Here is a 17,932-nt window from a genome sequence, read left to right as displayed (position 1 = left end):
GAATATCGTCGATGCAATGGATTTTCATGCTGGTTGGCCTCGTGCTCGGCTGGACGCTCGATGAGTCGTTCTATGATGCAGGCATGGCTGCGCTGCTGGGGCTGGGCATTGGCCAGGCCATTCGCCTGTCGATGCTGTCGTCCAAGGCGGACCAACAGGCGCGCCAGCTGGAGATCGCGCAAAAAGCCCTGAGCGCTGTCGAGCAGCGTCTGGCGCAATTGGAGAAACCCGCACGACAACCCGATCCCACGCCTGCGCCGGCTGCACGCGCGGTGTTTGTCGAGGCGCCTGTCGCCGAATCCGCCAAAACCCCACCCACACCGCAAACCAAGGCGCCCGAACTCGTCTGGGAATTGCCGCCTGACCTCGCACCCGTGGCCGTCGCCAAACAAGCCAGCCAACCATTGCCCGACGATGTGTGGGCATCGGCTCCAGTACCTGCACCTGCACCGCGTGCTAAAGAACCTGCCGTACCCCGTGGCCCCAACCTGATTGAGCGTGCCCTCGGCGGCGCGCGTAACTGGCTGTTTGGCGGCAATACCGTGCTGCGCGTCGGTGTGGTGCTGTTATTTCTCGGCCTGGCGTTCCTGCTGCGCTATGCCACCGAAGGCATGGTGGTGCCGATCGAGGTGCGTTACGCCGGGGTGGCGGCGGCGGCCGTCGGCCTGCTGGGCCTGGGCTGGTGGTTGCGACTGCGCAACAGTCACTATGGGTTGATGCTGCAAGGCACCGGGATTGCGGTGTTGTACCTCACGGTGTTCGCCGCGATGCGTCTGCACCCGCTGATCGATCCGAGCGCGGCGCTTGGGCTTTTGGTGGCGGTGACGGTGTTTTCGGCCATCCTGGCGATTACCCAGGACGCGCTGGGGCTGGCCTGCGCGGCGGCGCTTGGCGGGTTTGCCGCGCCGATCCTGACGTCTACCGGTTCAGGTAATCATGTGGCGTTGTTCAGTTACTTCGCCTTGCTCAATACCGGCATCCTCGCCATCGCCTGGTTCAAGGCCTGGCGCTTGCTCAACCTGATCGGTTTCGTCGGCACCTTCGGTATCGGCTTTGCCTGGGGCCTGCGTTCCTACACCCCGGAACTGCTGTGGAGCACCGAGCCGTTCCTGGTGTTGTTCTTCCTGATGTACCTGGCCATCGGCCTGTTGTTTGCGCGCCGCAAATTGTTGGAGATGCGCGACGCGCCGGAAGACGACAGCCGTGGCGCACTGTTGCGCTGGTCGGCGGCCAAGGGCGATTACGTCGACGGCAGCATGCTGTTCGGCCCGCCGCTGGTGGGCTTTGGCCTGCAGTTCGCGCTGGTGCAGCACCTGGAATTCGCGGCGGCGTTCAGCGCGTTGGGCCTGGGCATCATCTATATGGGCCTGGCCCGAATACTCAGCGGCGGGCGCGCGTTGCTGCTGGCGGAAACCTGCCTGGCTCTGGGCGTCATATTCGCCAGCCTGGCTATTCCACTGGGGCTGGACGCACGCTGGACCGCTGCCGCCTGGGCGGTGGAAGGTGCCGGCATCTTCTGGCTCGGCTTGCGTCAGCAGCGGCCATTGGCCCGGGCATTCGGCCTGTTGCTGCAACTGGGCTCTGCGTTGGCGTTCCTCAGCGAACTGCATCGGGGCGAGCACACCCTACTCGAAGGCGCGCCATTGGGCGCGCTGCTGCTGGGCGCGGCGTTGCTGTTCAGCTTCGATCAATTACGCAAAGCTTCGACCGAGCAGGCCGCAGAGTGGGAGCGTAAAGGCCTGCCGGTACTGGCCAGCCTTGGCTTGAGCTGCCTGTACCTGCTGGCACCGTTGCTGCTGCTGACCCAAGGTACCGCGATCAGCTGGGCCGTCGCCGGCCTGGTGACACTGTTGATCGGCCTGCGCATCGGCTCCAGGACGTTCCTGTTTACCGCATTCGCCGTACAACTATTGGGCGGAGCGCTGTTCCTGCTGCGCCTGAAGGGCGGTGAAGGCGAAGCGGTGTTCGACGCCGGCTGGAGTGGTTTGTTGACCGCGTCACTCATCGGCCTGGCCTTGATCGGCGGCATGTTGCTGGCGGCGCGTGACGACCGGGTGCGCGGCGATGTGCGGCTGTTGCGTGGGTTATCGGTGGTATTGCTCGCCGGCCTGGTGCTGATCAACCTCGCGGTGCTGTTCGTGCTGCCATGGGCCAGCGCCAGTGGCGTATGGGCACTCAGTGGTTTGTTGATTATCTGGCTGAGCCTGTACCTGCAACAGCGCGTGAGCTTTGTGTTTGGGTTGTTGCTGCAACTGATCGGCGGCGGTTCGTTCCTGCTGTCGGTGTCGGCGCTGCTCGGGCCGTTGTCCGGCGAGGCTCTGCGGCCCCTGGCGCACAGCGGCTTCTGGACACCGATGGTGCTGGGCCTGGCCGCGCTGGTCGGCGCCTGGCGCCTGCAACGTCAGCCTCATGCGCCGCTGTTTACCGCGCTGAAGCTGCAGCGTCTGTCCGACCTGCTGCTGGTGTGGGGCGCGGCCTGGTGGACCCTGGCGGTGAGCGGCGAAGTGCTGCGGTTTATTCCCGACGAGCTGCAAGGCTCCGTCTTGCTGGGGACTGCGGCGCTCAGCGTGGCGATCTGGAGTGTCTGCGCGACGCGCTTGCGCTGGGCCTCCCTGGGCATGCTTTGCACCCTGCTGATGCCGGCGGCGGGCATGGTGTTGCTGGTGTCCGCCCATACCTATTACCACCCGGCGGCGCACTACGGCTGGCTGGCCTGGTTGGCAGTGTTTGCCGTGCATTTCGTCTCGCTGCGGCGGTTGGCGGCGGTGGTGCCTGGCAAAGTGCTGAGTATTGCCCACGTGTTGGGCTGCTGGATGCTGATCGGTGTGCTGGCCCTGGAACTGCGTTACGGCCTGTTGAGCCTGTCCAGCGAATACAACGCCTGGCGTTGGCTGGGCTGGGCGATTCTGCCGAGTCTGTACCTGGTGCTGGCCGCCGCGCCGCGCCAATGGCCGTGGCCGGTGGCGGTGTATCCGCGTGAGTACCGTGTGCTCGCCGCGCTGCCCCTGGCGGTGTTGATGCTCGGCTGGTTCTGGCTGGCCAACACCTTCAGTGACGGCACGGCCAAGCCGCTGCCGTATGTGCCGCTGCTCAACCCGCTGGACCTGGGCCTGCTGTTCGCCTTGCTGGGTGTGTACCTGTTGTCGCGCAGTGTGGCGCCGCAACGTGGACCACGGGCGCAGCTGATCGCACAAGGTGTGGCGGGTGTTTCGCTGTTTGCGTTCTTCACCGCGCTGGTGATGCGCACCGCGCACCATTGGGGCGGCGTGCCATTCCAGCTGGATGCGCTGCTGGCGTCGATGCTGGTGCAGGCCAGCCTGTCGATCGTGTGGACGCTGATCGCCCTCGGCCTGATGATCGGCGGCCATTTGCGTCATCGTCGCGATGTATGGCTGATCGGTGCGGCGCTGATCGCAGTGGTGGTCGCCAAGCTGTTCTTTGTCGAGCTGAGCAACCGTGGTGGCCTGGCGCGGATCGTATCGTTCATCGGCGTGGGCGCGTTGTTGCTGGTGGTGGGCTATTTCGCACCGCTGCCGCCCAAGCGTGCCGAACCCGTATTGGAAACTGAAGGAGCAACCTCTTGATCGGTAAGTTGAGCGTGGCCGTGGCGGGCATGTGTGTGGCGCTGTCTGTGGGGGCCCAGGAAGGTCCGGCTGATTTCACCACGCAGGTGCCGCTGAGCGTCAGCGGCAACGGCCCCTGGTATCGCCTGGAACTGCCCTTGGCCGTACAACTGAATGCGCGCCAGGCCGATCTGAGCGACCTGCGGGTGTTCAATGCCGCCGGCGAGCCGCAGGCGTATGCGTTGTCGCGCCAGGCATCGTCAAGCTCGGAAAGCCGTGTGCTGACCGACGTGAAGTGGTTCCCGCTGTACGCCGCCGACACCCGCGAAACGTTACCCGGCGTGGTGATGAAAACCACCACCGAAGGCACTCTGGTAGAGATCAAGCCGTCCACTGCCGCCAAGCCCGGCGGGCAGGTGCTGCGCGGTTGGGTGCTGGATGCCAGTGCGATCAAGGCGCCGTTGCAGCAGTTGAGCCTCGACTGGAGCCTTGAACAGGAAGGCTTCCAGCGTTTCACTATCGAAGCCAGCGATGACCTGCAGCACTGGGAATCCTGGGGCGATGGGCAAGTGGCGCGATTGTCGTTCGCCGACCAACGGGTTGAACAGCATGATGTCAGCCTGCCCGGTCAGTCCGCGCGTTACCTGCGCCTGCTGTGGCAGGGCCAGGCAGCGCCAGTGCTGACATCGGCCAAGCTGGTAAGCGCTACTCGCAGCAGCCTGCCGCAGCCGCTGGTGTGGTCGCCGCCGCTGGCGGGCGAGCGATTGGGGGCCGGTGAATACAGCTGGCAACTGCCCGCGGGCCTGAGTGCCGAGCGCATGCGCATCGAATTATCGCAGCCCAACACCCTGGCGCCGGTCAATGTGTCCGGGCGGCGCGACAGCCAGCAGAGTTGGCAGCCGTTGAGCTCGGGCCTGCTTTATCGCCTGACTCAGAACGGCCACGACGTGGTGCAGGATGAGTTGCCGTTGCCGGGCCAGGTGCTCAACCAGATCCGCTTGCAGGTGGACGAGCGCGGCGGTGGCCTGGGTGCCCAGGCGCCGGCGTTGCGTTATGCGGTGCGCGCCACGCAGGTGGTGTTCCTGGCGCGGGGCGAACCGCCGTTCACGCTGGCGCTGGGCAATATCACGGTGAAGGCCGCAAGCCTGCCGCTGTCCACGCTGATCCCTGACTACAGTGCCGAGCGTCTGAACGCCCTGGGGCAGGCCAGGGTAGCGGGCGAGGCAGTGGTCAAACCGGCTGTCGTTGTCGTAGCCCCCGAGGTGGGTCGCGACTGGAAGAAGCTGGGTCTATGGGCCGTGCTGCTGCTGGGCGTGGCCGTGCTGGGAGCCATGGCCTACAGTTTGTTGCGCAAACCGCAGGGCCAGCCGTGAACTCTATTGGGGTTAAATCCTCTGATGAGAGGAAATCAGCCCCGACTCGCGCTAAACTGCGCGGGTTTTCAAGCCCCCCCATTCATCGGAGCCTTCCATGTCCCGCGTTACCTTGAGTCGCTATTTGATCGAGCAGACCCGCAGCAACAACACGCCTGCCGATCTGCGCTTCCTTATCGAAGTGGTGGCGCGTGCCTGCAAGGAAATCAGCCACGCCGTGTCCAAAGGTGCACTGGGCGGTGTCCTGGGCAGCATGGGCACTGAAAACGTGCAGGGCGAAGTGCAGAAGAAGCTCGACGTGCTGTCCAACGAGATCCTGCTTGAAGCCAACGAATGGGGCGGTCACCTGGCCGGCATGGCGTCCGAAGAAATGGACAATGCCTACCAGATCCCGGGCAAATACCCTAAAGGCGCCTACCTGCTGGTATTCGACCCTCTGGACGGTTCTTCCAACATCGACATCAACGCACCGGTGGGCACGATCTTCTCGGTACTGCGTTGCCCGAACGAATACCTGAGCCAGAACGAAGCCCTGAACGAAAAGGCCTTCCTGCAGCCAGGCACCGAGCAGGTCGCCGCCGGTTACGCGATCTATGGTCCACAGACCATGCTGGTACTGACCCTGGGCGACGGCGTCAAGGGCTTCACCCTGGACCGCGAGATGGGCAGCTTCGTGTTGACCCACGAAGACATCTCGATTCCTGCTTCCACCCAGGAATTTGCGATCAACATGTCCAACCAGCGTCACTGGGAAGCGCCGGTACAGCGCTACGTCAATGAGTTGATGGAAGGCGAAGAAGGCCCGTTGAAGAAGAACTTCAACATGCGCTGGGTGGCGGCAATGGTGGCCGACGTGCACCGTATCCTCACCCGTGGCGGCCTGTTCATGTACCCACGCGACAGCCGCGAGCCGTCCAAGCCGGGCAAGCTGCGCCTGATGTACGAAGCCAACCCGATGTCGTTCCTGGTCGAGCAGGCGGGCGGTGCGTCCACCGACGGCCACCAGCGCATTCTCGACATCCAGCCTGAAGGCCTGCACCAGCGCGTGGCGGTGTTCCTGGGTTCGAAGGAAGAGGTTGAGCGCGTCACGGCCTATCACAAGCAGTAAGCTGCCGCGACCGGTAATCGGTGTGGTTGTGAGCCGGTTCACCGTTAAGGAAGCCCCGAAACGTTTCAGCGTTTTCGGGGCTTTTTTGTTTTCGCCCGTCGGGAACCAGACACCTCTTTTCCCTTCTAAGCTTCTGGCAGATACCCAAGCTGCTTCGCCCCTCCAGGAGTTTTCCCATGTCGTTACGTCGTCTCGCCCTGCTGACTTTTTGTGTTGTGTTGGCCGCTTGCAGCAAGGTCAACCAAGAGAACTACGCAAAGTTGTCGGCCGGGATGCCCAAGGCCGAGGTGGAGTCGCTGCTGGGTAAGCCGACGGACTGTTCCGGCGCACTGGGTATGTCCAGCTGCACCTGGGGCGATAAAAACAGCTTTATCAGCGTTCAATATGCCGGTGACAAGGTTCTGATGTTTTCCGGGCAAGGCCTGAAGTAAACCGGGGCGAGAGCCTACGGGAGAAGAAGAATGATGCGTTTTGTTTTGTTTCTTTGTGCCAGCCTGTTTTTGGCGGGCTGCGCCAGTCATTCTGGCGATGATCTGCAACCCAAGACCGCGAGCAACGTCAACCTGCATCGCTACCAGGGCACCTGGTATGAGCTGGCTCGCTTGCCGATGTACTTCCAGCGCAACTGCGCGCAATCCGAAGCCCGCTACACACTGATGCCCGACGGCGATATGTCGGTGTTCAACCGCTGCCTGACGAACCAGTGGAAGTGGGAAGAAGCCAGGGGCACGGCCACACCGCAGGTGCCGGGCAAGACCGACAAGCTCTGGGTCGAATTCAATAACTGGTTCACTGCACTGTTGCCGGGCGTCGCCAAGGGCGATTACTGGGTGTTGTATGTCAGCGATGACTACAAGACCGCCATCGTCGGCAGCCCGAGCCGTCGCTATATGTGGATTCTGTCGCGCACGCCGACCGTGAATGCCGACACCCGCGAAGACCTGCTCAGCAGGGCGCGTCAGCAGGGGTATGACACCACCCGGTTGATCTGGCGTACGCCGGACAAGCAGATGGCCAAGAGTTCGCAGTAACCCTGGATCACCACAAGGCTACATGTGGGAGGTGGTAAGCCCCTCCCACATTAGTGATGGGTCGTCTGTCAGCCCAACAAATCCTTCAGCACTTGTGTGAATGCCCGGCGACTGTCTTCCTCTCCAGCATGCTGCACATCGCGCACGACCCACTGGCCGTTGACCAGCACATCGCGCACCTGCCGATCACCGCCGGCAAATAACCAGCGATTGAGAATGCCGTCCTGCGTGGCGGTGGCCAGGTACGGGTCGTTACCGTCCAGCACGATCCAGTCCGCGCGTTTGCCCACTTCCAATCGGCCTATCGGCTGCCCCAGCGCCTGGGCGCCGCCGTCCAGTGCGGCATCGAATAAAGTGCGCCCGACCATCGGTTGATCGCTGCGATACAAGCGATTGCGGCGCTGATCGCGCAAGCGTTGGCCGTATTCCAGCCAGCGCAGTTCTTCGACCACGCTCAGGGACACATGGCTGTCGGAGCCGATGCCCAGGCGCCCCCCTTGAGCAAGAAAATCCACCGCCGGGAAAATCCCATCGCCCAAATTGGCTTCAGTGGTCAGGCACAGACCGGCAATCGCCCGGCTTCTGGCCATGCGCGCGACCTCTGCCGCGTCGGCATGCGTGGCGTGCACCAGGCACCAGCGCTCGTCGACTTCGACGTTGTCATACAGCCATTGCAGCGGACGCTTGCCGCTCCAGGCCAGGCAGTCGTCGACTTCTTTTTGTTGCTCGGCGATATGGATATGCACCGGGCACGCCTTGTCGCTGGCTGCCAGGACGTCATTGATCTGTTGGGGCGTCACAGCGCGCAAGGAGTGGAAGCACACGCCCAGATGCTGTGCCGGTTGTGCTGCCAGGATCGGTTGCAGGCGTGCTCGCAGATCCAGGTAGCTTTCCGTGCTGTTGATAAAGCGCCGCTGGCCGTCATTTGGCGCCTGGCCACCAAACCCGGAGTGGCTGTAGAGCACCGGTAGCAGGGTCAGGCCGATGCCGCTGGCACTCGCCGCCTGGCTGATCTGTCGCGACAGTTCCGCAGGGTCGGCATAAGGCTGACCATTGATGTCGTGGTGCACGTAGTGAAATTCGGCCACCGAGGTGTAGCCCGCCTTGAGCATCTCGATATACAGCTGACGCGCGATCACCTGCAGTTGGTCCGGGTTGATCTTGCCCACCATGCGGTACATCAGGTCGCGCCAGGTCCAGAAACTGTCATTCGGGTTGCCGGCCACTTCGGCCAGGCCCGCCATGGCGCGTTGGAATGCGTGGGAGTGCAGGTTCGGCATGCCCGCCAGCACCGGGCCTCTGAGCCGTTCGGCGCCATCTGCGCTCGCGTGGGGTTCAACGTGGGCCAGCAGGCCATCGGCGCTGACTTCAAAGCGTACATCGTTGGCCCATCCACTAGGCAGCAGCGCGCGTTCGGCGAAGAAAGCGGACATGATTAGAGCACCCCGGTCGTGTGTTTATTTGTATATACATATACAGACGTTTGCCTGCTCGGTAAACTCCGGCAATCTATGCATCTTTTCCTACTGCAAGGATCCCCCGTGCCGACTCCGCCCGCCAACTCTTCGCTGGCTGCCCACATGGACGAAAGTCCGGCGCCCTTGTACGCCCGCGTCAAACACATGATCAGCCAGCAGATTCTCAACGGTAACTGGCCGCCTCATTACCGCGTACCGTCGGAGAGCGAGCTGGTCAGCCAATTGGGCTTCAGTCGCATGACCATCAACCGCGCCCTGCGCGAGCTCACCGCTGAAGGTTTGCTGGTGCGCATGCAGGGCGTCGGCACCTTCGTCGCCGAGCCGAAAAGCCAGTCGGCGCTGTTCGAAGTGCACAATATCGCCGATGAAATCGCCTCCCGTGGCCACCGGCATACCTGCCAGGTCATCACCCTGGGCGAGGAAGCGGCGGGCTCCGAACGCGCCGTCGCCCTGGAGATGCGCGAAGGCGGGCGGGTATTCCACTCGTTGATCGTGCATTACGAAAACGATATTCCCGTGCAAATCGAAGACCGTTTCGTCAACGCCCTGGTCGCGCCGGAATACCTGCAGCAGGACTTCACCCTGCAAACCCCCTACGCGTATCTCAATCAAGTGGCGCCGCTGACCGAAGGCGAGCACGTGGTGGAAGCGATCCTTGCGGACGCCGCCGAATGCCAGTTGTTGCAGATAGAACCCGGCGAGCCGTGCCTGTTGATCCGTCGCCGCACCTGGTCCGGCCGTCAGCCGGTGACCGCCGCGCGTTTGATCCACCCCGGTTCCCGTCACAGTCTGGAAGGACGTTTCAGTAAATGAGTGCAGTAAAAGTCTGGCGCGCCACTGAATACGTGCGCATGCCGTGGAAGAACGGCGGCGGCAGCACCGAAGAAGTCACCCGCGATGCCGGCGAGGGCCTGGAAGGCTTCGGCTGGCGCCTGTCGATTGCCGACATCGCCGAATCGGGCGGGTTTTCCACCTTTGCCGGCTACCAGCGCGTGATCACTGTGATCAAAGGCGCAGGCATGGTGTTGACGGTGGATGGCGAGGAGCAGCGCGGGTTGTTACCGCTGCAACCGTTTGCCTTCAAAGGCGACAGCCAGGTGTCATGTCGCTTGATCACCGGGCCGATCCGCGATTTCAACCTGATCTATTCCCCTCAGCGTTACCACGCGCGGTTGCAATGGGTGGATGGTGTGCAGCGGTTCTTCAGCACTGCGCAAACCGTGCTGGTGTTCAGTGTTGCGGATGAAGTGAAGGTGATGGACCACATATTGGGTCAGCATGATTGCCTGCAGGTAGACGGTAACAACGGCTTGCTGGATATCGCTATCGCCGGTCGCAGTTGCATCATCGAACTCACTACGCGCGGTTAAAAAAAGTGGGAGGGCTTGCCCCCTCCCACATTTTTTTCTCACTGTTCTTACGATGTGTTTCCAGGTCTCGCACCAATTTGTTACCGAACGCCCCAGCGTGGCGCAAAACCGCGCTGTCGTGACAAATCTTCCTCGCTATAAAACTCCTTCGTAAGAAATTTCATCATCCCTCGAAGCCTCAATTTCCAAGGCTCGTGCGGTCTTTGCAAAAAAAACCAAATCCCCTGCACAGAAAGTTGGCCGCTTGATTGCATATGCTTGTATGTACAAGTAAAGATGTGTGTGTAAGACCCTGCTTCGCACCATCCCTGTTCGCGCATCGATCGCCGAGGAGTCTGAGTTGTGACCAAGCCTACAAAATACCGTGACGTTGAAATCCGCGCCGCCCGCGGTAACAAGCTCACTGCCAAGAGCTGGCTGACCGAAGCGCCTCTGCGCATGCTGATGAACAACCTCGACCCGCAAGTGGCCGAGAACCCGAAAGAACTGGTGGTCTACGGCGGTATCGGCCGTGCCGCGCGCAACTGGGAGTGCTACGACCAGATCGTCGAGAGCCTCACCCAACTGAACGACGACGAGACCCTGCTGGTGCAATCGGGCAAACCGGTCGGCGTGTTTAAAACCCATAGCAACGCTCCGCGCGTATTGATCGCCAACTCCAACCTGGTGCCGCACTGGGCCAGTTGGGAGCACTTCAATGAGCTGGATGCCAAGGGCCTGGCCATGTACGGCCAGATGACTGCCGGCAGTTGGATCTACATCGGTAGCCAGGGCATCGTCCAGGGCACCTACGAAACCTTCGTCGAGGCTGGCCGCCAGCATTACGACAGCAATCTCAAAGGCCGCTGGGTGCTTACCGCCGGCCTCGGCGGTATGGGCGGCGCGCAGCCGCTGGCCGCGACCCTGGCCGGTGCATGCTCGTTGAACATCGAATGCCAACAGGTCAGCATCGATTTCCGCCTGAATAGCCGCTACGTCGACGAGCAGGCCAGCGACCTCGACGACGCCCTGGCCCGCATCGCCAAATACACCCAGGAAGGCAAGGCCATCTCCATCGCGCTGCTGGGTAACGCGGCGGAAATCCTGCCGGAACTGGTCAAGCGCGGCGTGCGCCCGGACATGGTCACCGACCAGACCAGCGCTCACGACCCCCTTAACGGCTACCTGCCGGCCGGCTGGACCTGGGACGAATACCGCGCCCGCGCCAAGACCGAACCGGCCGCCGTGATCAAGGCCGCCAAGCAGTCGATGGCCGTGCACGTCAAGGCCATGCTGGAGTTCCAGAAACAAGGCATCCCGACCTTCGACTACGGCAACAACATCCGCCAGATGGCCCAGGAGGAAGGCGTCGAAAACGCATTCGACTTCCCAGGTTTCGTACCGGCCTACATCCGTCCGCTGTTCTGCCGTGGCATCGGCCCGTTCCGCTGGGCGGCGCTGTCGGGCGACCCGCAGGACATCTACAAGACGGACGCTAAAGTCAAAGAGCTGATCCCCGACGATGCACACCTGCACAACTGGCTGGACATGGCGCGCGAGCGCATCAGCTTTCAGGGCCTGCCGGCGCGTATCTGCTGGGTCGGCCTGGGCCAGCGCGCCAAGCTCGGCCTGGCGTTCAATGAAATGGTGCGCAGCGGCGAGTTGTCGGCACCGGTGGTGATCGGCCGCGACCATCTGGACTCCGGCTCGGTGGCCAGCCCGAACCGCGAAACCGAATCCATGCAGGATGGCTCCGACGCCGTGTCCGATTGGCCACTGCTCAACGCCCTGCTCAACACCGCCAGCGGCGCCACCTGGGTTTCGCTGCATCACGGCGGTGGCGTGGGTATGGGCTTCTCCCAGCACTCGGGCATGGTCATCGTGTGCGACGGCACCGACGAAGCGGCCGAGCGAATTGCCCGCGTGCTGCACAACGACCCGGCCACCGGGGTGATGCGTCACGCAGACGCCGGGTACCAGATCGCCATCGATTGCGCCAAAGAACAGGGCCTCAATCTCCCGATGATCAAGTAACCCCATGTGGGAGGGGCCAAGTCCTCTCCCACCGTTGACCGGCGGCGAACTCAAGACAATCCATCAGAGGTTGAAAGTAAATGGCTGACACACGTGCAACCACCCCATTGATCGAAAGGCGTTCGATCGATTACATCCCGGAAGCGGAAAGACACGGTCGTCTCTTGAGCCAGTTCACCCTGTGGATGGGCGCCAACCTGCAGATCACCGCCATCGTCACCGGAGCCTTGGCCGTGGTGCTCGGCGGCGATGTGTTCTGGTCGTTGATCGGTCTGTTGATCGGCCAACTGCTGGGCGGCGGCGTGATGGCATTGCACGCGGCGCAAGGCCCCAAGCTGGGCCTGCCGCAGATGATCTCCAGTCGGGTGCAGTTCGGGGTCTACGGCGCGGCCATTCCGATTGTGCTGGTATGCCTGATGTACCTGGGCTTCACCGCCACCGGCACGGTGTTGTCCGGCCAGGCGCTGGGCCAGTTGTTCGGCGTCACCGACAGCGTCGGAATTCTGATCTTCGCCAGTGTCATCGTGTTGGTCACGGTGCTCGGTTATCGGGTGATCCACTTCATCGGCCGCGTGGCCAGCGTTATCGGCGTGATTGCCTTTGTCTACCTGTTCAGCCGCCTGATCAGCCAGGCCGACGTCGGCGCGCTCCTGCAGATCCGTCATTTCAGCTGGAGCAGCTTCCTGCTGGCGGTGTCGCTCGCGGCATCCTGGCAGATCGCTTTCGGGCCTTACGTGGCGGACTATTCACGCTACCTGCCGAGCGGGACGTCCTCGGTGAAAACCTTTCTCGCCGCAGGCGCAGGTTCGGTGGTTGGCGCGCAAGTGGCGATGGTCCTCGGCGTGTTTGCCGCGGCCATGTCCAACGGGCAATTTGCCGGTCACGAAGTGGCCTACATTGTGGGGCTGGGCGGCACGGGTGCCACTGCGGCGCTGCTGTATTTCAGCATCGCGTTCGGCAAGGTCACCATCTCCACGCTGAACTCCTACGGCAGCTTCATGTGCATTGCGACCATCATCAGCGGCTTTCGCGGTCGCCTGGAGGTCACGCGCATGCAGCGTCTGGTGTTCGTGCTGGGCATTGTCGGTACGGCGACCCTGATCGCCTTGCTCGGGCAGCACTCGTTCCTCGGCGCGTTCAAGTCCTTCATCCTGTTCCTGCTGGCGTTTTTTACCCCCTGGAGTGCGATCAATCTGGTCGACTACTACTGCATCACGCGCGATCGCTATGACGTGCCGGCGCTGACCGATCCGAATGGTCGCTATGGACGTTGGAACCTGCTCGGTATCAGCGTTTATGTCGTCGGTGTACTGGCGCAGTTGCCGTTCATCTCCACCAAGTTCTACACCGGCCCCCTGGTGGCCGCCCTGGGCGATGTGGATATTTCCTGGATCATCGGCCTGCTGCTTCCCGCCGCGCTTTACTACTGGGCTGCGAAAAAGTGGCCTGCCGCACACCCCGAACACCTGATCCTGCCGCCAGAGCAGGGCGCTGCACCGATGACAAACGGGCTGGTTGCACAAGCCTGAGGGGACGTGGACAGGGCAGGATGCCTACTGACTGCCGTAATCCATTTCATGATTGGGAGCGTCACAACAATGAAAATGCATAAGACCCTGTTGGCCACCGTGTTCTCTGCGGGCTTGCTGGCCACTGCCGGCGCCCAGGCGGCCGGTTGGTGCGAGTCCGGCAAACCGGTGAAATTCGCCGGCCTGAACTGGGAAAGCGGCATGTTGCTCACCGACATCCTGCAAACCGTGCTGGAAAAAGGCTACGACTGCAAAACCGACAGCCTGCCGGGCAATTCCATCACCATGGAAAACGCCCTGAGCAGCAACGACATCCAAGTGTTCGCCGAAGAGTGGGTCGGCCGCAGCGAAGTCTGGAACAAGGCCGAGAAGGCCGGCAAAGTGGTCGGCGTCGGCGCTCCAGTGGTAGGGGCGATCGAAGGTTGGTACGTGCCACGCTACGTGATCGAAGGCGACGCCAAGCGCAAGCTGGAAGCCAAAGCGCCGGGCCTGAAAAACATCGCTGACCTGGGCCAGTACGCCGCCGTGTTCAAGGACCCGGAAGAGCCGTCCAAAGGCCGTTTCTACAACTGCCCGGCGGGCTGGACCTGCGAGCTGGACAACAGCGAAATGCTTAAAAGCTACGGTCTGGAAAGTTCCTACACCAACTTCCGCCCAGGCACCGGCCCGGCGCTGGATGCCGCCGTATTGTCGAGCTACAAGCGCGGCGAGCCGATCCTGTTCTACTACTGGTCGCCGACGCCGCTGATGGGCCAGGTCGACCTGGTCAAGCTTGAAGAAAAACCCGGTGTGGATAAGAGTGTGAGCATCAAGGTCGGCCTGTCCAAGACCTTCCACGAGCAAGCGCCGGAACTGGTGGCCGTGCTGGAAAAGGTCAACCTGCCGATCGACCTGCTCAACCAGAACCTGGGTCGCATGGCCAAGGAGCGCATCGAGTCGCCGAAGCTGGCGAAAATCTTCCTCAAGGAACACCCTGAAGTCTGGCACGCCTGGGTGAGCGACGAGGCTGCCAAGAAAATCGACGCGGCCTTGTAGGTCGAGCGTGCCCGGCTACCCTGAGAGGCAGCCGGGCGCCTGGCCACACCCCACTGGATCGAGAGCACGCTATGTTTCCTGAGAGTTTTACCTTTTCCATCGCCGACTGGGTCAACGGTTGGGTGGATTCACTGGTCACCAACTATGGCGATGTGTTCAGGCACATCTCCGACACCCTGTTATGGGCCATCGTCAACCTGGAAGGCCTGCTGCGCGCCGCGCCCTGGTGGCTGATGCTGGCCATCGTCGGCGCCGTTGCCTGGCACGCCACCCGTAAAGTCCTGACCACGGCGGTGATCGTCGGGCTGTTGTTCCTGGTGGGTGCCGTCGGCCTGTGGGACAAACTGATGCAGACCCTGGCGCTGATGCTGGTCGCCACGGTGATTTCGGTGTTGATCGGCATCCCGCTGGGCATTCTGTCGGCCCGCAGCAATCGCCTGCGCTCGGTATTGATGCCGCTGCTGGACATCATGCAGACCATGCCCAGCTTCGTGTACCTGATCCCGGTGCTGATGCTGTTCGGCCTGGGCAAAGTGCCGGCGATTTTCGCCACGGTGATCTACGCCGCACCGCCGCTGATTCGCCTGACGGACCTGGGCATTCGCCAGGTCGACGGCGAGGTCATGGAAGCTATCAACGCCTTTGGCGCCAACCGCTGGCAGCAACTGTTCGGCGTGCAACTGCCGCTGGCGCTGCCAAGCATCATGGCCGGTATCAACCAGACCACCATGATGGCGTTGTCGATGGTGGTGATCGCCTCGATGATCGGCGCCCGAGGCCTGGGTGAAGATGTACTGGTCGGCATCCAGACGCTGAACGTCGGCCGTGGCCTTGAAGCCGGGCTGGCGATCGTGATTCTTGCAGTGGTCATCGACCGCATAACCCAGGCCTATGGTCGTCCACGGCATGAGGCGAGCAAATGACTACCGTCAGCAAAATCGAAGTGAAAAACGTCTTCAAAATTTTCGGCAATCGTGCCAAGGACGCGCTCTCGCTGATCGGCCAGGGCAAGACCAAGGACCAGGTGCTGGCCGAGACCGGCTGCGTGGTCGGTGTCAACGACCTGTCCCTGAGCATCGGCACCGGCGAAATTTTTGTGATCATGGGCCTGTCCGGCTCGGGCAAGTCGACCCTGGTGCGCCATTTCAACCGCCTGATCGACCCCACCAGCGGCGCGATCCTGGTGGACGGCGAAGATATCCTGCAACTGGACATGGAAGCCCTGCGTCAATTCCGTCGCCACAAGATCAGCATGGTGTTCCAGAGCTTCGGCCTGCTGCCCCACAAAAGCGTGCTCGACAACGTCGCCTACGGCCTCAAGGTGCGCGGTGAAAGCAAACAGGTGTGCGCCGAGCGCGCCCTGCACTGGATCGACACCGTGGGCCTGAAGGGCTACGAAAACAAATACCCGCATCAGCTCTCCGGCGGCATGCGCCAACGGGTGGGCCTGGCTCGTGCCCTGGCGGCCGACACCGACATCATCCTGATGGACGAAGCCTTCAGCGCCCTCGATCCGCTGATCCGCGCCGAGATGCAGGACCAGTTGCTGGAACTGCAGAAGACCCTGCACAAGACCATCGTGTTCATCACCCACGACCTCGACGAAGCCGTGCGCATCGGCAACCGCATCGCGATCCTCAAGGACGGCAAATTGATCCAGGTCGGCACCCCGCGCGAGATCCTGCATTCGCCGGCGGATGAGTATGTAGACCGGTTTGTCCAGCGGCGGGCGGCGGTGGTCTGACCCAGGTCCTGTGGTGAGGCTGCTGGCCCTATCGGGAGCAAGCTCCTTCCCACATTTGATCGGGTTCACACTGTCCCAACGTGGGAGGGGGGCTTGCCCCCGATGAGGCCGGCAAAGCTGTAGAGAATATGAAGAGATCAACAATGTCCCAGGCACCAAAAATCACCATCGCCGACACGCCATTGCGCTGGCAGGACGTGGTCGCCGTGGCCCGTCATGGCGCGGTCCTCGAACTGTCGACCCAGGCCTGGGCGCGGATCGATAACGCCCAGGCCATCGTGCAGCGCATCGTCAGCAGCGGTGAGCGCGCCTACGGCGTGAACACCGGGCTGGGGGCGCTGTGCAATGTGTCGCTGCAAGGCGAACAACTCAGCCAGCTGTCGCGCAACACCTTGCTCAGCCACGCGTGTGGCGTCGGCCCGGCGCTGAGCGATGAACAGACCCGCGCGATCATCTGCGCGGCCCTTGTCAACTACAGCCACGGCCATTCCGGCCTGCACCCGCAGGTGGTGCGGGCGCTGCTGGCGCTGCTCAACCATGGCATCACCCCGCAGGTGCCGTCCCAGGGATCGGTGGGTTACCTGACCCATATGGCCCACGTCGGCGTAGCGTTGCTGGGTGTCAGCAATGTGAGCTATCGCGGCGGCATCGTCTCGGCGCAGCAAGCCTTGCAGGCCGAAGGCTTGCAGCCCGTTGAGCTTGGCGCCAAGGACGGGCTGTGCCTGGTCAACGGCACGCCGTGCATGACCGGCCTGAGCTGCCTGGCCCTGGCCGATGCCCATCATCTGCTGCAATGGGCCGACGTGATCGGCGCCATGAGCTTCGAGGCCCAGCGCGGTCAGCTCGATGCGTTCGACGCAACCATCATCGCCCTCAAGCCCCACCCAGGCATGCAACAGGTGGGCGCCAACCTGCGCGCGTTGCTCGACGGCAGCGAGGTGATCGCCGCCAGCCAGGGCATTCGTACCCAGGACGCTTTGAGCCTGCGCTCGATCCCGCAGATCCACGGTGCGACGCGTGACCAGGTGGCGCACGCCACGCGGCAGATCGAGACCGAACTCAACAGCGTGACCGATAACCCGCTGGTGCTCGGCACGCCGGACAACTACCGGGTGGTGTCCCAGGCCAACCCCCACGGGCAGTCGGTCGCGCTGGCGGCGGATATGCTCGCCATCGCCATGGCCGAAATCGGCTCGGTGGCCGAGCGCCGCCTGGACCGCTTGATCAACCCCCATGTCAGCGGCTTGCCGGCGTTTCTGGTGAGCAACCCCGGGGTCAACTCCGGCATGATGATCGTGCAGTACGTCGCCGCGTCGTTGTGCGGGCAGAATCGCCAACTGGCGCAGCCGGCGGTGCTCGACAATTTCGTTACCTCGGGCCTGCAGGAAGACCACCTGAGCATGGGCACCAATGCCGCGCTCAAGCTGCACCAGGTATTAGCCAACGTGACCCAGATCCTCGCCATCGAGTACTTGCTGGCGGCCCAGGCCTTTGAATTTTTAAAGGCGCAGCGCTTCGGCGTCGGCACCGAGCGTGCCTGGCGTTTACTGCGTGAACATATCCCGCCCTATGAGCAGGACCGCTGGCTGGCGCCGGATATCGCGACCGCCGCCGCGTTGCTCAAGGACACCGCTTTGCTGCATCAAGCACTTCCCCATTTGCACTGAACAATAATTCCAAAGGAGCAT

Annotated in this window: 14 protein-coding genes; 13 read left to right on the top strand and 1 reads right to left on the bottom strand. The window is 62.5% G+C overall.

What is annotated here, in order from left to right; genetic code table 11:
• The first annotated feature begins 11 nt into the window (after positions 1 to 11).
• From QRN10_RS01005 to QRN10_RS00985, 5 genes are all read left to right on the top strand, one after another.
• On the top strand, positions 12 to 3,584 hold the full coding sequence (locus QRN10_RS01005; protein ID WP_285427707.1) for a DUF2339 domain-containing protein: 3,573 nt from the start codon (positions 12 to 14) through the stop codon (positions 3,582 to 3,584).
• A complete protein-coding gene (locus tag QRN10_RS01000) occupies positions 3,584 to 4,936 on the top strand; it encodes a DUF3999 domain-containing protein (RefSeq protein ID WP_266247448.1) in 1,353 nt (450 codons plus the stop codon). The genes QRN10_RS01005 and QRN10_RS01000 overlap by 1 nt, the downstream gene beginning before the upstream one ends.
• A gap of 97 nt (positions 4,937 to 5,033) precedes the next feature.
• Positions 5,034 to 6,044, top strand: a complete 1,011-nt coding sequence (locus QRN10_RS00995) for a class 1 fructose-bisphosphatase (RefSeq protein WP_060754592.1) — start codon at positions 5,034 to 5,036, stop codon at positions 6,042 to 6,044.
• 176 nt (positions 6,045 to 6,220) lie between these two features.
• The gene (locus QRN10_RS00990) at positions 6,221 to 6,475 is read left to right on the top strand and encodes a lipoprotein (RefSeq protein ID WP_034095458.1); all 255 of its coding nucleotides are present in this window, start codon (positions 6,221 to 6,223) and stop codon (positions 6,473 to 6,475) included.
• Between the two features lie 30 nt (positions 6,476 to 6,505).
• Positions 6,506 to 7,075, top strand: a complete 570-nt coding sequence (locus QRN10_RS00985) for a lipocalin family protein (RefSeq protein ID WP_181080298.1) — start codon at positions 6,506 to 6,508, stop codon at positions 7,073 to 7,075.
• Positions 7,076 to 7,143: 68 nt separating this feature from the next.
• Here QRN10_RS00985 and QRN10_RS00980 read toward each other — a convergent pair whose 3' ends face one another.
• On the bottom strand, positions 7,144 to 8,508 hold the full coding sequence (locus QRN10_RS00980) for a formimidoylglutamate deiminase (protein WP_285427706.1): 1,365 nt from the start codon (positions 8,506 to 8,508) through the stop codon (positions 7,144 to 7,146).
• A 147-nt stretch (positions 8,509 to 8,655) separates the two neighbouring features.
• On the opposite strand from QRN10_RS00980, the gene hutC reads away from it, so the two are divergent.
• The 8 genes from hutC to QRN10_RS00940 all read left to right on the top strand — a co-directional run bounded on the left by hutC (position 8,656) and on the right by QRN10_RS00940 (position 17,911).
• On the top strand, positions 8,656 to 9,366 hold the full coding sequence (gene hutC / locus QRN10_RS00975) for a histidine utilization transcriptional repressor HutC (protein ID WP_370694752.1): 711 nt from the start codon (positions 8,656 to 8,658) through the stop codon (positions 9,364 to 9,366).
• A complete protein-coding gene (locus tag QRN10_RS00970) occupies positions 9,363 to 9,923 on the top strand; it encodes a HutD/Ves family protein (RefSeq protein WP_181080301.1) in 561 nt (186 codons plus the stop codon). Before hutC ends, QRN10_RS00970 begins: the two co-directional genes overlap by 4 nt.
• Before the next feature lie 342 nt (positions 9,924 to 10,265).
• Positions 10,266 to 11,936 carry a urocanate hydratase gene (hutU, locus tag QRN10_RS00965; protein ID WP_253510024.1) on the top strand — a complete coding sequence of 557 codons (1,671 nt, stop codon included), beginning with the start codon at positions 10,266 to 10,268 and terminating at the stop codon, positions 11,934 to 11,936.
• Positions 11,937 to 12,016: 80 nt separating this feature from the next.
• Positions 12,017 to 13,465, top strand: a complete 1,449-nt coding sequence (locus QRN10_RS00960; RefSeq protein ID WP_181080303.1) for a purine-cytosine permease family protein — start codon at positions 12,017 to 12,019, stop codon at positions 13,463 to 13,465.
• Between the two features lie 69 nt (positions 13,466 to 13,534).
• Positions 13,535 to 14,500 carry an ABC transporter substrate-binding protein gene (locus QRN10_RS00955; RefSeq protein ID WP_181080304.1) on the top strand — a complete coding sequence of 322 codons (966 nt, stop codon included), beginning with the start codon at positions 13,535 to 13,537 and terminating at the stop codon, positions 14,498 to 14,500.
• Positions 14,501 to 14,571: 71 nt separating this feature from the next.
• Positions 14,572 to 15,423, top strand: coding sequence for an ABC transporter permease (locus QRN10_RS00950; RefSeq protein ID WP_034095466.1), 852 nt, complete (start codon positions 14,572 to 14,574; stop codon positions 15,421 to 15,423).
• A complete protein-coding gene (locus tag QRN10_RS00945; protein ID WP_181080305.1) occupies positions 15,420 to 16,244 on the top strand; it encodes a quaternary amine ABC transporter ATP-binding protein in 825 nt (274 codons plus the stop codon). Before QRN10_RS00950 ends, QRN10_RS00945 begins: the two co-directional genes overlap by 4 nt.
• A 143-nt stretch (positions 16,245 to 16,387) precedes the next feature.
• Positions 16,388 to 17,911 carry an HAL/PAL/TAL family ammonia-lyase gene (locus QRN10_RS00940; protein WP_285427705.1) on the top strand — a complete coding sequence of 508 codons (1,524 nt, stop codon included), beginning with the start codon at positions 16,388 to 16,390 and terminating at the stop codon, positions 17,909 to 17,911.
• Positions 17,912 to 17,932: the final 21 nt, after the last annotated feature.

Origin of the sequence: Pseudomonas sp. lyk4-R2A-8 (genome assembly GCF_030209095.1) — a bacterium.
Classification (GTDB): domain Bacteria; phylum Pseudomonadota; class Gammaproteobacteria; order Pseudomonadales; family Pseudomonadaceae; genus Aquipseudomonas; species Aquipseudomonas quebecensis.
Note: the sequence above shows the minus strand (reverse complement) of the source record. Positions and strands in the feature narration are given on the sequence as shown.